13 protein-coding genes and 1 tRNA gene are annotated in these 15,631 nt (G+C 37.5%); 3 read left to right on the top strand and 11 right to left on the bottom strand.

Annotation, left to right across the window (positions count from 1 at the left end):
* Positions 1-142: 142 nt before the first annotated feature.
* The 3 genes from HMPREF3103_RS02280 (at position 143) to HMPREF3103_RS02270 (ending at position 1,861) form a co-directional block, all read left to right on the top strand.
* The gene (locus HMPREF3103_RS02280) at positions 143-913 is read left to right on the top strand and encodes a threonine/serine exporter family protein (RefSeq protein ID WP_049554443.1); all 771 of its coding nucleotides are present in this window, start codon (positions 143-145) and stop codon (positions 911-913) included.
* A complete protein-coding gene (locus HMPREF3103_RS02275; RefSeq protein WP_005605748.1) occupies positions 910-1,353 on the top strand; it encodes a threonine/serine exporter family protein in 444 nt (147 codons plus the stop codon). Before HMPREF3103_RS02280 ends, HMPREF3103_RS02275 begins: the two co-directional genes overlap by 4 nt.
* A 434-nt stretch (positions 1,354-1,787) precedes the next feature.
* Positions 1,788-1,861: transfer RNA gene (locus HMPREF3103_RS02270), tRNA-Arg, on the top strand.
* Positions 1,862-1,904: 43 nt separating this feature from the next.
* On the opposite strand, the gene HMPREF3103_RS02265 is transcribed toward HMPREF3103_RS02270, so the two are convergent.
* The 11 genes from HMPREF3103_RS02265 to HMPREF3103_RS02215 form a co-directional block, all read right to left on the bottom strand.
* Positions 1,905-2,612 (bottom strand): alpha/beta hydrolase, encoded by a 708-nt coding sequence (locus HMPREF3103_RS02265; RefSeq protein WP_049554442.1) that lies wholly within the window; start codon positions 2,610-2,612, stop codon positions 1,905-1,907.
* Between the two features lie 118 nt (positions 2,613-2,730).
* Positions 2,731-3,735 (bottom strand): sugar kinase, encoded by a 1,005-nt coding sequence (locus tag HMPREF3103_RS02260; protein WP_070437071.1) that lies wholly within the window; start codon positions 3,733-3,735, stop codon positions 2,731-2,733.
* Between the two features lie 78 nt (positions 3,736-3,813).
* A complete protein-coding gene (locus HMPREF3103_RS02255; RefSeq protein WP_070437070.1) occupies positions 3,814-4,653 on the bottom strand; it encodes an SDR family oxidoreductase in 840 nt (279 codons plus the stop codon).
* A gap of 10 nt (positions 4,654-4,663) precedes the next feature.
* Positions 4,664-5,716, bottom strand: a complete 1,053-nt coding sequence (uxuA, locus tag HMPREF3103_RS02250) for a mannonate dehydratase (RefSeq protein ID WP_070437069.1) — start codon at positions 5,714-5,716, stop codon at positions 4,664-4,666.
* A 14-nt stretch (positions 5,717-5,730) separates the two neighbouring features.
* Positions 5,731-7,134, bottom strand: coding sequence for a glucuronate isomerase (gene uxaC / locus HMPREF3103_RS02245; protein WP_070437068.1), 1,404 nt, complete (start codon positions 7,132-7,134; stop codon positions 5,731-5,733).
* Positions 7,135-7,136: 2 nt separating this feature from the next.
* The gene (locus tag HMPREF3103_RS02240) at positions 7,137-7,766 is read right to left on the bottom strand and encodes a bifunctional 4-hydroxy-2-oxoglutarate aldolase/2-dehydro-3-deoxy-phosphogluconate aldolase (RefSeq protein WP_070437067.1); all 630 of its coding nucleotides are present in this window, start codon (positions 7,764-7,766) and stop codon (positions 7,137-7,139) included.
* Positions 7,767-7,883: 117 nt separating this feature from the next.
* Positions 7,884-8,564 (bottom strand): FadR/GntR family transcriptional regulator, encoded by a 681-nt coding sequence (locus HMPREF3103_RS02235; RefSeq protein ID WP_070437066.1) that lies wholly within the window; start codon positions 8,562-8,564, stop codon positions 7,884-7,886.
* A gap of 91 nt (positions 8,565-8,655) precedes the next feature.
* Positions 8,656-10,458, bottom strand: coding sequence for a beta-glucuronidase (gene uidA / locus HMPREF3103_RS02230; RefSeq protein WP_070437065.1), 1,803 nt, complete (start codon positions 10,456-10,458; stop codon positions 8,656-8,658).
* A 15-nt stretch (positions 10,459-10,473) separates the two neighbouring features.
* Positions 10,474-12,198, bottom strand: coding sequence for a glycoside hydrolase family 3 protein (locus HMPREF3103_RS02225; protein WP_070437064.1), 1,725 nt, complete (start codon positions 12,196-12,198; stop codon positions 10,474-10,476).
* 58 nt (positions 12,199-12,256) lie between these two features.
* Positions 12,257-13,726: an MFS transporter gene (locus tag HMPREF3103_RS02220; protein ID WP_070437063.1), complete on the bottom strand. Its 1,470-nt coding sequence runs from the start codon at positions 13,724-13,726 to the stop codon at positions 12,257-12,259.
* Positions 13,727-13,745: 19 nt separating this feature from the next.
* Complete coding sequence (locus HMPREF3103_RS02215) at positions 13,746-14,573, bottom strand: HAD family hydrolase (RefSeq protein WP_070437062.1); 828 nt, start codon at positions 14,571-14,573, stop codon at positions 13,746-13,748.
* Between the last annotated feature and the right edge of the window lie 1,058 nt (positions 14,574-15,631).

Raw genomic sequence — 15,631 nt, 5'->3', positions numbered from 1 at the left:
TAAAACAATCATCAAAAAAACAGCTGTACTAATTTGTAAGCAATATGAAAATAGTACAGTTTCATTTCATAAAAATTTCTACTTAGCAAAACACCGCTAGTATGCTATACTTAGAGAGTGTTTTAGTAAGGAGGAAGGCTTTGTGCGATCATATGCAAAAAAATTAATGGATACCGCTATTCTGGCTGGTCAAATCATGCTTGAATGCAATGCGGAATCGTATCGCGTGGAAGAAACAATGAACTATATTCTCTCCACTTCAAACTTTGAAACTTGCGAAGCCTTCGCAATGGCGACTGGAATCTTTGCAACGCTCGATGATGACTGCATCGATTCTATTACAGAAATCCGCCGTGTTCCAAATCGTGACACAAATTTAAATCGTATCTATAAAGTTAACGCCATTTCTCGTCAATTAGTGACAAAAGAAATCGACCTTGATACGGCTTATCAACGATTACAAGATTTAAAAGAATCCGAATATCCACAGTGGTTAAAAGACTTAGGCCTTATTCTGATGTGTGGGTTCTACGCTGCTCTATTTGGAGCAACGCCAATTGAACTCGTCATTGCATCCGTAGCAGCGATTATCATGCCATTTGTTTATAAGTTAGATCCGAAATTAAAATTAGGAACATTCGTGTTGAACCTCATCTCGATTATTCCTGCGATTGTCATTATCATTTTGATTCAGAAACATTTCGTTCCGGACGCTCGAATCGGCATCTCCATTGTAGGATTAATCATGCCGGCGGTTCCTGGAACCGCCATTACAAATGCCATTCGCGATACATTACGCGGAGACTACAACTCAGGAGCAGCCCGGGCAATTGAAGCGTTTGTGACGGCTCTTTCCGTCGCTATTGCTGTTGCTTTGGGACTCGTCTTAGCAGGAGGTGCAAATCCCTTATGATTTATCAAGTGATTAGTGCTCTCATCGCTGTCTACTTCAGTTGTATTGTCTTTGAAGCACCAAAACGACTCCTCATTCATATTTCGATTATTGGAGGCATTGGTTGGTTTGTATATCTCTTCTTCTTGGATAGTTCTGGATTACAACTAGCTACTTACTATAGCGGCCTTACAATTGCGTTTTTATCGCACTTAGCAGCACGCTATTTTAAAGCTCCCGTAACGGTATTCTTTATCCCTGGATTTTTCCCACTCGTTCCTGGTGCAGGCATGTATCGTACCGTATACGCCTTCTTTGTAGGAGATGTTGAAAAAGGAAAATTCTTCTTCGGTCAAACAATGATTACTGCCGGGATGATTGCACTTGCTATCTTTACGGTCGATTCGATTTTCCGTCTGTATTCGCATTGGCAATCTTCACGCCGTCAATCAGCAAACTAAATAAACCTTAAAAACTGCCAAAATTTTTTGGCGGTTTTTTTATACATAAACCGAAGATTTAGAGATTAAATTCATTGCTATTAAAAACTTTAGATTCCGTCCCTTTGGGATATCTTCATGGTAGGGATAAGAGCTTTACCGGTTCGAGCCGATGTCTCTCACCTACTGAGCCTCAATGAGTCTCTACGGAATAAATTCCTAGAGTCTCATATTCGCATCAGTTACGAAACGCTCTTACTCCCACCATAGAATCCCAAGGGACTCCATCTTTTTTCATAAAATCTGTGGTCTCTAAACCTTCTTGTTTAAAGACATAATTGAGTTTTATTATTTAAATCTGCTTTGCGGATGAAGATTGTCATTCCTCATTTTGTTAAGAAAAAGTGACTGTGTATGGACAGATTGCAGGTTCTGTGGTTCAATAAATGTATCAGGGTGTCATAGCTCAGTTGGATAGAGCAAGCGTTTCCTAAACGCTAGGTCGGGGGTTCGAGACCCTTTGACACCGCTAGAAAAAAATCCACTGGTTAAACCAGTGGATTTTTTGTTCATTATCTACAATTCTCTTCTACCCATTCAATAGCACGCCAGGCACGTCCTGGAATATCATTTCCATGATTTCCCACTTCCAACGTAAACTGGAAATCACCTGCTTGAAATTTCGGCTCATAAAAATCTTTTAATGCTATCGTATTTAGAGTTTGGTCTGCTGTTAAATTCGTCGCAGTCGTTCCTTCTTGGTCTCCCACACTCATGTATAATTTTGGATGAGCGGCTTTAAAAGGATGTTCTTTTAAATAGTCCAGAAAATCAGGAAACCACAGCGATGAAGAACAGCTGAGGGCGGTCCCAAATAAATTAGTGTTCACCGCTGCGTACAGGCTGAATAATCCACCTAGCGAATAACCACCGATAACTCTCTTTTCTTCGCTTGAGGCAAAAGCATATTTACTCTCACAAAATGGAATAACATGTGTTGCGAAAAACGAAAGATGTTCTGCAGCTTTCCCACCGAAATCCATCGGCATGCTTTCTGACGCCTGGAGAGGCCACGGTGTATAATCATCTGTTCGATTATTTGCATTTATGAGTACAAAATTGAGTGCAGGTTGATGTTTGCGAATCCAATGATTAAAAGGTTCTTCGAATTGATCTCCATCTAAAAAATAAATGGTCGTAGCATCTTTGACATTGGAACGATAAACATATAGCTTCACTCCCTCAATTTCTTGTTGGATCCATACAGAATTTTTAACCATGGCGATTCCCTTTCTACTGCTTATTCTCCACTATTTTAACAGTTTTCCTCGCGCTTGATAAGCCCAAATGAAAAGACGTCAGAGATAAACACTGACGTCTAATTGTTGTTATATCAATTTAACGGACAATTTGTCCCGATTTTTGGTTCATAAATTCAAAGACTTCATCTTCATTGAATGGATTCCAGTCTCCAAAAACAGTATGTTTTAAGACTGAACTTGCAGTTCCAAAGTCAACAATTTGTTGGCTATCCCACCCTTTTAGAACGCCGTTTAGAATTCCTGCAGCAAAGGCATCTCCTCCACCTACTCGGTCGATGATTGGATTAATGTCATATAGTTTAGACTCTACGAATGCTCCATCTTCACCTACGAAAAATCCTTGTAATTCGTTATGATTTGTTGAAATGACATTTCGTTTTGTTGAATACAACACTTTAATATTTGGATATTTTGCTTGAATTCGTTTGTAAATTTCTTCTAGGGAAACATTTTCGTCTTCTGATGCAACTTTCAAGAAATGAATCGCATCTAATCTACCTGCAGAAAGAATATCTACATACGGTAAAATTTGTTGGAAACAAGGATAGGCTTCCTCATAACTCCAAAGCTTACTACGGTAGTTCATATCAAAACTTAAACGACATCCATATTCTTTTGCCTTACAAACGACTTCAACGGTCCATGATTGCCATTTCTTCGAAAGTGCTGGCAAAATTCCAGAAATATGCAACAAATCCACACCTTTGAAAATTTTATCTAGATTCCAGCAGAGTTCGTTCACAACAGAGATACTAGAGTATAAACGATCATATGTAACGCGAGAAGCACGTCCTGCATTCCCCTGCTCTAAAAAGTATGTTCCTAATCTTCCATATTCTGTCGCAACCAAATCTGTATTGATTCCATTCATTCGTAATCTGGAACTGACAGCGTCGTTTAAAGGGTTATCTTGAGGTAGAACTGTTGCTACCGAGACATTATGACCAAAGTGAGCTAACGAAATTCCAACATTTGCTTCAGCTCCACCATAGCACACCCTAAACTCTTTTGTACTCTTTAACCGTACATCTGCTGCGGTCGATAATCTTAATAAAATTTCACCTAGAGTTATTACTTTCATCTCTATATCTCTTCTCCAATTTTCAATTGATAGATAAAGAATCGAAGCTCTCACTTCGATTCCTTTTATGTTCTTTAATTATACTCCAGAATAAGCTGCGAAACCACCATCAATTGGTAAAACTACGCCATTAACAAAGCTTGAAAGAGTTGAATCTGCAAGGAAGAATACTCCCCCTACTAATTCATTTGATTCACCAAAGCGTCCCATTGGTGTATTGCGTAAAATTTTATCCGCACGTGGAGTTGGATTTCCATTTTCATCAAATAGTAGTCTTTCATTTTGAGCAGTAACTAAGAATCCTGGGGCAATCGCGTTGCAACGGATTCCTACTTTAGAGAAGTGAACCGCTAACCATTGAGTGAAGTTACTGATCGCTGCTTTTGCTCCTGAATACGCTGGAATTTTTGTTAAAGGAGTGAATGCATTCATACTTGAAATATTGATGATGTTTGCTCCTTCTTTTCCAACCATATCTTGTGCAAAAACTTGTGTTGGTAATAATGTACCTAAATAGTTTAAGTTGAATACAAATTCAATTCCTGCTTTATCTAAGTCAAAGAATGTTTTTGTTTCGGCACTTAATCCAACTTCATGGAACTCATTATCTGTTGTTGCACGTGGGTTATTTCCTCCAGCACCGTTTACTAAAACATCTACGGTACCAAGATCCTTATTCACCGCTTCGCGAACAGCTTCTAATGATTCTTTTTCAAGTACGTTCGTTTTATATGCTTTTGCGATACCGCCTTCAGCAATAATTTCATCTGCAAATTTTTGTGCAGCTTCTTCGTTTAAGTCTAGTAAAGCTACCTTTGCGCCTTGTTTTCCAAAGCTTTTTGCGAGTTCTCCGCAAATCACTCCACCGGCACCGGTAATGACTACGACTTTATTTGTAAAATCAAAAAATTGTGTCATGGTTATTCTCCTATTGTTTTGCGTTTTTAGCAACTGCTTCAGCTAATCCGTGAAGATAAGTAGCACCTAGAGCTCGGTCAAATAATCCATATCCTGGACGACCTGTTTCTCCCCAAATCATACGACCATGGTCCGGACGGATTGGTCCTTCCCAGTTTGCGTCATGAAGAGCTTTCACCACTTCATACATATCAATTGAACCGTACTCTGTTGGGTGTGCTGATTCTTCGAATGATTTGCCTTTTCCTGTTAAACGAATATTACGAGCATGCATAAAGTTTACACGGTTGCGTTTCAACATTTCTTTTAACATCTCAACAGCATCGTTGTTTGGATCAGAAGCATATGAACCTACACAAACAGTTACCCCATTATTTGGGCTATCGTATAATTCTACAAATCTTACAAGATTTTCTTTGCAAGTAATGATACGAGGTAATCCAAAGATGCTATAAGGTGGATCATCAGGGTGGATTGCCATTTTCACACCAGCTTCTTCTGCTGCTGGAATGACACGTTTAATGAAATATTCTAAATGTTCCCAAAGTTTTTCTTCGTCTACTTTGGAATACTCATCCATGATAGCTTTCATTTCATCTTTTGTATAACTTGAATCCCAACCTGGCAGAGATAACTCCCCTTTAACAGGATCCATTTTCTTAGCTACTTCTTCATCGAAGATTAATGCATTAGAACCATCTGGAAGATCATACGCTAAGTCCGTTCGTGTCCAGTCGAATACTGGCATGAAGTTATAACATACAATATTTACTCCTTCAGCTCCTAAGTTTTTAATAGTCTGAATATAGTTATCAATCAATTGATCTCTTGTAGGTTTTCCAAGTTTAATATCTTCATGAACTGGAACACTTTCAATAACAGAAAGTTTTAAGCCTGAAGCTTCAACGTCTTGTTTTAATTGACGAATACGTTCACGGCTCCATACTTCTCCAACTGGGACATCATAAATCGCAGTTACAATCCCTTTCATACCAGGAATTTGTCTAATATTCTCTAAAGTTACTTGATCATCATGCCCATACCAACGGAATGTCATTTCCATATTTTCTTCCTCCTTTAGTTCAATTCAAAAAATTCTTTAGCATTTTTATAGCAAATGGCTTCTAAGAACTCTGTAATTAATTTTTCGTCATAAGGGATTCGACCACTTTCAATCCATTCTGTTACTAGCGAAACGAGAATACGACGGAAGTAATCGTGTCTTTGATATGATAGGAAGCTTCTTGAGTCTGTAAGCATTCCTACAAAGTTCCATAACAAGCTTTGGTTTGCTAAGACTAGCATTTGTTCTCTCATTCCTTTTTCAGTATCAGAGAACCACCAAGCTGCACCAAATTGTAAACGACCTTTAATCCCTTCTTCATTAGCTTGGAAGTTAGCTAGCGTATTGGCCAAAATATCGTTATACGATGGATTTAAGTTATAGAAAATACATTTTGGAAGACGATTCGATTCCTCTAATGCATTTAAAAGTTGATTTAAAGCAAGAGCTAAATGCGTTTGGTCTCCTGTTGAGTCGAAACCTGCATCTACTCCAATTTTCTCAAAGTACTTACGGTTCGTATCACGAACAGCCCCAAAGTGAACTTGTGTCACTAAATGGTGTTTCTTATATAAACCACACAAAGCACTGAACACTTCAGTTTGCCATTGTTGAATGTCTTCAAGAGTAGGTACTTCTCCACGAATTACCTTTGCAAAAATTGCATCTAGTTCTTCTTTTGAAGCTCTCTTATACAAGATTTCCCCAAAACTAATATCACTTGCTTTACACCCATTTGCTACAAAGAATTCGATACGTTGTTCTAAAGCTTTAACAAAACTATCGAACGAACGAACTTCTACACCTGTCACTTCTTGTAGTCTAGTCACAAAGTTAGCAAAATTTGGATGTGATACAAAAGCTTCATCAGGACGGAATGTTGGTGCAACAACTGTATCGAAAGCCGTATCTTCTGCAATCTTTTGATGCCATTCGAGCGAATCAAGTGGATTGTCAGTTGTTCCAATGAATTCCACGTTTGCACGTTTAATCAATTTTCTTGGACTCAGTTGTTCCTCTGCAATGGTTTGATTCATACGGTCATAAATCTCTTTCCAATTATCAGGCGTCACATAGTCATCAATACCAAAAACTTGTTTCAATTCTAAATGACTCCAGTGATATAAAGGATTTCCAAATGCCTTAGCCAACGTTTTAGCCCATGCTTCGAATTTTTCTTCAGGAGTTGCGTCCCCTGTAATCAAACGTTCACTCACACCATTTGCACGCATTAGGCGCCATTTATAGTGATCTCCGCCAAGCCATACTTGTACGGCATTCTCAAATGGTTTATCCTCAAAAATTTCTTGAGGAGATAAGTGACAGTGGAAATCTTCAATTGGAAGATGTTCCACTACTCTATATAAGTCTTCCGCAACCTTACTTTGTAGTAAAAAATTTTTACGATTAAAAGTCATAATTAGTCCTCCAACGCACTGACGAATTCTTTAGCAATGCGTGTTACACTTTCATATCCTTCTGTTGCCACTTTTGCACCAAGAGCGCTTCCGACACCGACTGCAACAGCACCTTTTTCTTTCCACTCTTTAATGTTTGCAAGAGATACGCCACCTGAAGGCATTAAGTTAACATTTGGGATTGGGCCATGAATATCTTTAATAAATGAAGGTCCTAAAACTCCACCAGGGAATAGTTTGATGATTTTTGCTCCACCATTCATCGCTTGCACGATTTCTGTCGTAGTTGCACAACCTGGGAAGTAATCGATATGCGCTTCATGCGCTACTTTTTGGATATGCGCATCATAATGAGGGCTCACTAAAAACTCAGCCCCAGCAGCAATCGCTTCTTTAGCTAATTCAACAGACATAATCGTACCAGCACCAATCACTACTTCAGTTTCATTCGCATAAAATGCTTTTAATTCTGAAATAGCTTTTGAAGCATCTGGTGTCGTATAAGTTACTTCGATATTTTTAATGCCACCCAATACTGAGTGCTTTGAAATTTCAATTGCGTCATCTGATGATTTCCCGCGGATTACTGCGAAAATATAATTTCGTTTTAATTGTTCTAATACACTTGTCATAAGCTTTTTCTCCTTTTCGCAAAAAAATAAAAGTCATCTGTTATCTCTATGATACATCAGACGACTTTTAGTGTCAATGACAATATTCGGTTGATATCGTCTATTTCATCAGACGATTTAATTATACGATAATGTGCGTCTATTATCTGCTAAATGCAGTAACATCGCGTCTCTGGCAGCGACAGCATCTCGATTTTTAATCGCTCTTACAATTTCTCTATGAGCACGAATCGTATTTGCTTTGCTTTGCTCACTTGTAAAGAAATCATTATACAACTTAATCGATTGAATAATAATTGGAATCAGTTGCTGCATAGCTACATTACGACTAGCCTCAGCAATCGCACTATGAAATTGAATATCCAGTTCAAAGTGAATATCTCCATCCGAATGGATTTCTTTTTCCAAGGCCTTTTCAAGCCTTTCTAGAACAGCCACTTCTTTATCCGTAATATGCTGCGCGGCAAGACTCGCCATCTGAGGCTCAATCAAGAAGCGCACTTCAAATAAGTCTTGTGTCAACTTCATATGATTATCGATTTCACCAAAACCTAATGGATCTATTACAGTCTCCGTTAAACTCGTAATATAAGTTCCAGAGCCTTGACGTACTTCCAAGATATTCTTTGAAACTAACATTTTCACCGCTTCACGCAACGTACTACGACCCACTTCTAAATCTTGTGCCAATGTATATTCATTCGGCAACTTGTCTCCGACTTTTAAATCATTTTTTTCAAAATATTCGACAATTCTATTTGCGGTTTGTTCCACTAAAGAAACAGTTTTCTCTTTCATATCTATTCCCCATTCGTCACTTTTTCGAACCTATTCTAACAGTTCTCACTCTATAGCTCAAACCATTAGAATAGCATACGAAAAGTACTCACTATTTTTTGTAGTTATAGTCTGGAATAGCATTCCAACGGTTTCTAAATAATTTAACAATTGATTTTGGATTTCTATCCCTTGTGAATAAACCTTTGTGGTTTCCTTGGATACGAATTAACGCGTAACTGTTTGTTTCAAAGTCCGCAAAGTTCCAAACATGTTCACCCACAAAGTTTTCGAGCTCATCAAATACTTCATGACTCATTTGATGGAATCGTTCTTGATACTCTTCTGTATACGGAACATCCCAATTTGAATGATAGCCAGGTAAAGTATCTGCACCGTATTCTGTCATAATGATTGGTTTATCTGGATATTTTTCTTGCCATTCCTTCAACTCTTTACGAAGCCCTACGCGTGCACCTTCAATATCCCCATGGTTAAGATACCAACCGTAATAACGATTCAAGCAAAGCACATCAATCAATGGAGAAATTAAATCCTGTTCTGGTGTTGCCATCATAATATTCACAACAGTTGTTGGACGTTTTTGCGGATCTAACTCTTTCACATATTTGACTAAAGGCTCGAAGTATTTATCCGCACCTTCACCAGCACCATCTGGTTCGTTCGCGACACTCCATAACACAACACATGCATGGTTCTTATCACGAGCCACTAATTCTTTAAGTGCAAGTTTGTGATTTTCCATTGTTTGATAGAATTCCCATGTCTTAATCGGTTTAGTTCCTCCTCTATTCATACTTAGAGCAGCAGTAAAGTTTGCAAACAAACCGACTGCTGGAACTTCATCAATCACTAGGAATCCCATACGATCTGATAAACGCATCATCTCTTCAGAATATGGATAGTGAGCCGTTCTATATGAGTTAGCCCCCATATTCTTCATTAAATTCAAATCCATTAAGTTTACTGCTTCGTTAAAACCACGACCGTTCACGTAACTATCTTCGTGTTTCCCGAATCCTTTGAAGTATATCGGTTTGTCGTTTACTAAGAACTGACCATTTTCAACACGAACCGTACGAACTCCAAATAGTTCTTCATATTCATCAACTAACTCTTCTCCAGCAAATAACTCAACTTTTGCTGTATAAAGGTAAGCATCTAATACTTCCCAACGACGAACATTGACTATCTCAAGTTCAGCCCTCGCCTCACCCTTAGCTACCACTTCGCCATTTTCGTCTAAAAGTGTTACTTTCGAAGTTCCACCATTAGCAGTATGTTCTACCGTTACTCTTACAGTCGCATCATTTTCATGAACATCGTAAGTAACTACAATATCTTCAATACGCGCTTTAGGAAGAACTAATAATTGAACAGGACGTTGAATCCCAGCATAGTTAAAGAAGTCGAAATTCTCTGAAACTTTCTTCTTCACAGTGCCGTCCGGTAATACTTCTTCAGAATAGTTGCCGACTGGTAAAGTAGTATGATCTAAAATATTGTTGGCACAAACACTAATTAATAATTCTTTTTTTCTTGTCAATTCTTCAGGAATACGAACTTCAAATGGTGTAAACCCACCGATATGTTCTCCTAATAATTGACCATTCACATATACTTTCGCTTGATGGGTTACAGAACCAAAACGAAGCACTAATTCTTCATCTGATTCGAAAGAAGGGACCGCAAAAGTACGCTCATACCAGTTATCTCCAATAAAATATCTTTTTTCAGATTCCACTGCTACATCATTAAATGAACTTGGTACGACCATTAAGTCATCAGCAGAAAGTCGTGGATCCACTCCTGGGACGTATTCACCTTGCTTAAAATTCCAAATCCCATCTAACGAATAACGTTTTCTCTTTGCATTTAAAACTGGATATAACATCGACCATCCCTCTTTCTATAATTTAGCTTGCCATTTTTCTGTCCACACTAACTCATTTGGAGTTCCCTTGAATTCAGACTTCCCTTCAAGTTTATCGATTACAGCTTTGACTGTATTCTCATTCCCATGGTAAGCATTCACAAATGTTTTAACCATTGTTGCATCATGTAAATGAGTTGTAAAGTTTGTAGACACAAATACAGTTGGCGCTTCATGTACATACCAAGGTACTTCATTCGACATAGCTGTCTTCCATTGAATACGGTAGTTATTTTGTGCACCATAACCAATTACGTTTGCAACCACTAGCGCTAAATCAACTGTATCTCTATACTCTAGTGTACGCCCTTTGATACGACTATTTCCATCATTAACCGTTACTTCATATCCACGACTAGTTAATTCATCTACGAAGCGGTTTAAAACTGAATCATCATTAGCCATGATTCCACCTTTTTCACCCTCTAAGTAATACAAGCGTACGCGTTTATGATCCACTGGATTAATCGGTAAGTTTTGTTGCGTATCTTTAACAAGAGTGATTCCGCGGTCAGCCGCTTCTTTTTGCCATTCTAAGTGTTCAGCACAACCAATAACTTCTAACTCTTTCTTAGCTTTTAACAATGTTCCGTTTGCTTGTTTTTCAGGAAGATTTAATTTTGCTTTCAATCCTAAAATACGACGAAGAGCATCTGTCATACGTTCTTCAGTAATGACTCCATTGTGATATCCTTTTAACATGAAGTTAAAGTCTTCTTCCATATTGTTGAAGAATAAGAACATGTCACATCCTGCAGCAATTGCTCCTGGAACATAATCCTCACGACGCATAGCACTTGTCATTCCTAACATGTGGCTGGCATCTGTAATCACCATTCCGTTGAAATCTAGTTTTTCTTTTAGTAAATCTTGAATTAATTCTTCAGCAAGTGTTGCTGGCATAACATCTTTATCTTCAAGACCTGGACGAAGTGCTTTTTGATATTCAGGCAATGCGATATGTCCTGCCATAATCATTTCAACACCATTTTCAATATGGTTGCGATACACTTTACCAAATGAATTATCCCACTCTTCTACTGATAATTCATTCACACCTAAAATTAAGTGTTGGTCACGTTCTTCAGTTCCATCTCCAGGGAAGTGTTTCACACAGCAAACTACTTCACGTTCGGATTTTAGACCTTCTACATACGCGTTTGTATATTTAATAACATCTTCTGCAGTAGTTCCGTACGCACGTGTATTAACGATTGTATTTCTCCAGTTTTGTAAAATGTCCACGCATGGGTCAAAGTTTACGTTTACCCCAAGAGCAGTCTCTTCACGAGCAGATACTAGTCCTGCATGATAAGGAACCCAAGGATCACGACTTGCTTCAGATTGAGCACCTGAAGAAATATAAGTACCACCTTTAACGGCACCGTCACCACCAGAATCGCAGTTAGCTGCCACTAATAATGGGATTTTTGTTTGAGATTGAAGATCATTAATCAACCCTTGAACATCTTCAGGGCTACCGTTCATATAACGAACACCGCCGATATGATATTTTTCTAGAATCTCTTTATTGCTTAAATTGTTTCCGCTAAAAGCATCCCCTCCGAAAAAGAACAAGTTTGTAAATAATTGTCCTACTTTCTCTTCGTCTGTCATGCCTTTAATTGTTGACTCCACCCATTCAATTTGACTTGGATTCAAGTTATAAGGTTTTTTTGATAAATCTACTACTCTTGCCATTTTACTTCCTCCTATAATGACGCTCCGTAAACTGTCTAGCTTACGGAGCGTTGATTAATTATGCATTTTGTTTTGCTAATGTCTCAGCTTTAATACGAGCGATTTCACTTTGAATTTCTTCCATTTTCTCTTTGTTTAATGGGTAGAATTTCATTGCGATAATGTTACAGATGTATCCAAATATAACGAATCCACAGAACATCACTAAACCGATAAATTTCAATTCTGGTGTTAATGGTGTATCGACTTGAGGTAATTGTTCAGTAAAACCGATAGACGCACATAGGATACCTACAAATGCAGAACCGAATGAAGAAACAATTTTATCAACTGCACTGAATAAAGTTCCCATCAAACCAGGAACGTAACGCCCTGAACGATATACTTCGTAATCCGCACAGTCAGCTGTCATAGGAATTACCATTGTCCCTGCTAAACCATTCGCACCTTGAGCTAAGATAAATAATGTTAAGAACGCAATTGTGAAGAATGATAATCCTGTGAACCCTTCAGCTCCAGGTAGTGAGAACGTTGAAGGATCTGCTACGTAGAATAACCCAAATAGTAATCCATAAAGAATAATACCAGCCCATGAACCTAATAATAATGCTTTTCTTTGTCCAAGTTTTTGTGCAATAAATTTAACTCCAAGAATCATAATTAAAATCTTAGGAATTAATGTATATTGGTTAAATGTATTAAGTAATTTATAGTTTCCACAAATAATACCAAAGATAATAACCGATACTGTAGCATTAGTAGTAACCAAAGCTGCTAATTTATCTGTTGATGCAGATACTACTAGCATTTGGATAGCTCGGTTATTTTTTAATACATCCCAGTAGTCTCTGAAAGTAACTTTAACAGGTTCACCAGTACCGAAGAACTCTGTACGGTCTTTATCTTTAAGCGCGAAGATTGCTAACCAAGTGAAGATAAATGTTACAGGAGCGATATACAACCATAACTCTTGGAATAATTCAGCAGTAAAGCCACCATATTTTGGCACTAAGTGTTGAGCAACAAACCCTGGTACTAATGCGAATAATGTAGCGTTATAGATACCATCGTAGATACCAAATGTTGGACGTTGTTTAGGATCGTTTGTTAAACAGCTTTGAGCTGATTTTGTTACTACTGTTTGTAAGGTATAACCGATAATGTAAATTAAATAAATCACTAAGAAATAAATGAATCTATATTGTTCTGGTAAATGGTGAGTTGTAAAGAACATTAAGAAAGTAGTAATTAGTAACACGATATTACCAGCTGCCATAAACGGACGGTTTTTACCAAATTTTCCATCAGTTTTATCTACAATATAACCAACGATTGGGTCAGTAATTGCATCCCAAATACGCATAAATGTCATTACAGAAGTAGCCATTACTACCGTTACCCCAACGTAACCTGTTAAATAGTAGGCAACGAAGTTCAAAAGAACTAGCCATAAGTTTGTTGATGTATTATTCAAAGCAAACAACGCCATTTGCCACGTTTTCGCTCTATGAATCCCTGTATTTTCCATGATATTAACTCCTTATTTTTTAATTTTTAAATTGTGATAAATGTTTATGATAAATTGCTTGATACTCTTTATCGTCGTAATGTCCGTCAATAAATTCTGGAAGAATTTTTGTGACTAACGTTTCCCACGACTCTTTTTCTTTTCCAAATAAAATTGGATAGAAATGTACTTCATTAACTTTTGCAGCGTCTAGATCACCAGGAGCATCTCCGACCATTAAAATTTTTTCTTTTTCAAATCCAAGAGACTTGATTTCTTTAATCGCTGCTGCTTTACTTCCTCGTTCCTGTCCGAAGAATTCTGAAACAAATGGCATTAACCCATGACGTTTCCATTCACTATTAACTGCTTCGCTGTTTGCTGAAGAAACAATCGCAATCTGAGCTACTTTACTAATTTCTTCTAAAGCTCTTTTTACGCCTTCAAAAGGTTTGTCTTCGCCAACAAGTTCGGTTTCAATGCCGTGATTTACAGCCTTGCTCCACTCGAGCGCTTTTATTAGTACGGCATCATTATGCTTAGCAATCTCCTCTTCCAATGATTGATTCGAAAGAGATGTCGTATGATTACACCAGTTAGCAAACACTGTAAAGTCTTCAATTGCTTCACCATGTTCTTGAGCAAACTCGAGACTAAGTAGTAACCCTTTAAAGCGATTAATCCCTCTCGTCTCAGAGAATAAGTTGACACGATTCCATTCTTCTATATAGACTTCTTGATTTTGAATCTCGAAATACTTCGTTGCTAGCGGGCCGAAGAATCGAATGTGTTTAATATCCATTGTGTCCATCACACAGCCATCTGAATCGATACATACTACGAATGGACTTTCATTTGTTAAAGCCATATGCTCTCCTTTCATAAAATAAATCAGTTCTAAAGTCTGCAGATGATTTTTGTTAGATGACTCTTATGCACTCGCTTACATTAGTGCGTAAATATAAAATCATCTCTAATTTTAGAAATGATGTGACGTTTTGCAGTTAATTCATCTGATGTATTCATTGTATCAGATGTGAATCAAAAAATAAATACCTAAATTAAAAAAATTTCAAACTTTTTTAAAGTTGCTATTTTCCCATTTAAATAAAGGTTTCATCTATTATAATAGGCAACAAAAAAATCAACAGACGACTTTTAAAAGTCATCTGTTGAATGATGAATATATATTGTTAAGATAAAAAACAATCTTGTTTTTCTGATTCCCACAAATGTTGACTGTAAGAAGAACTATCTATTTTCGAGTAGATAACTTTCAAGACATACTTGTTAATTTCTAACTCTATTTCCGAAATGGCGATAAGCACTACGACTTTAAAGATATTCTGACCTAATAAATAGGTTTGTTGAATGTCCTCATGACGAGTTTGGATGTGGACGCGTCTTTTAAGATTCGTGTTAGGCAAGGCAATGAATGCATACGTACTTTATCTCCTGCTATTGTCTTAAATTGATTAAAAATTCCAATCATTCTCGTGATAAGTTTTTTGTCATCTCCTCGTCGTCTTTTAATTAGTTAATCGACTACGATTACCAATGCGATTCGTGAGGTCTTACATGGTGACTACAACATTGGTACAGTTCGTACCGTTTCAGCTGTATTATTTTCGAGGCTCTAAAGCGTCTAATTAAATTAACAGCAGTGATTAATGAAGTAGGATGGTTCGAATACCTTTTGGCATCATACAAACAAACGCCAATGCAATTGCATTAGCGTTTTTACCTTTTGTTAAATTAACGAACAATCTGTCCTGATTTTTGGTTCATAAATTCAAAGACTTCATTTTCGTCAAACGGATTCCAGTCGCCAAAAACCGTATGTTTTAATACCGAACTTGCTGTCCCAAAATCGACAATTTGTTGGCTATTCCATCCTTTTAGAACGCCGTTTAGAATTCCTGCAGC

The organism is Granulicatella sp. HMSC30F09, from assembly GCF_001806915.1.
In the GTDB taxonomy this organism is placed as follows: domain Bacteria; phylum Bacillota; class Bacilli; order Lactobacillales; family Aerococcaceae; genus Granulicatella; species Granulicatella adiacens.
The sequence above is the reverse complement of the archived record's forward strand: the minus strand, read 5'-3'. Positions and strand labels throughout refer to the sequence as shown.

Excerpts from the sequence above, each read along its gene's own strand:
- HMPREF3103_RS02275 (WP_005605748.1), top strand. The coding sequence starts at position 910 with ATGATTTATCAAGTGATTAGTGCTCTCATCGCTGTCTACTTCAGTTGT.
- HMPREF3103_RS02265 (WP_049554442.1), bottom strand. The coding sequence starts at position 2,612 with ATGGTTAAAAATTCTGTATGGATCCAACAAGAAATTGAGGGAGTGAAG.
- HMPREF3103_RS02260 (WP_070437071.1), bottom strand. The coding sequence starts at position 3,735 with ATGAAAGTAATAACTCTAGGTGAAATTTTATTAAGATTATCGACCGCA.
- HMPREF3103_RS02255 (WP_070437070.1), bottom strand. The coding sequence starts at position 4,653 with ATGACACAATTTTTTGATTTTACAAATAAAGTCGTAGTCATTACCGGT.
- uxuA (WP_070437069.1), bottom strand. The coding sequence starts at position 5,716 with ATGGAAATGACATTCCGTTGGTATGGGCATGATGATCAAGTAACTTTA.
- uxaC (WP_070437068.1), bottom strand. The coding sequence starts at position 7,134 with ATGACTTTTAATCGTAAAAATTTTTTACTACAAAGTAAGGTTGCGGAA.
- HMPREF3103_RS02240 (WP_070437067.1), bottom strand. The coding sequence starts at position 7,766 with ATGACAAGTGTATTAGAACAATTAAAACGAAATTATATTTTCGCAGTA.
- HMPREF3103_RS02235 (WP_070437066.1), bottom strand. The coding sequence starts at position 8,564 with ATGAAAGAGAAAACTGTTTCTTTAGTGGAACAAACCGCAAATAGAATT.
- uidA (WP_070437065.1), bottom strand. The coding sequence starts at position 10,458 with ATGTTATATCCAGTTTTAAATGCAAAGAGAAAACGTTATTCGTTAGAT.
- HMPREF3103_RS02225 (WP_070437064.1), bottom strand. The coding sequence starts at position 12,198 with ATGGCAAGAGTAGTAGATTTATCAAAAAAACCTTATAACTTGAATCCA.
- HMPREF3103_RS02220 (WP_070437063.1), bottom strand. The coding sequence starts at position 13,726 with ATGGAAAATACAGGGATTCATAGAGCGAAAACGTGGCAAATGGCGTTG.
- HMPREF3103_RS02215 (WP_070437062.1), bottom strand. The coding sequence starts at position 14,573 with ATGGCTTTAACAAATGAAAGTCCATTCGTAGTATGTATCGATTCAGAT.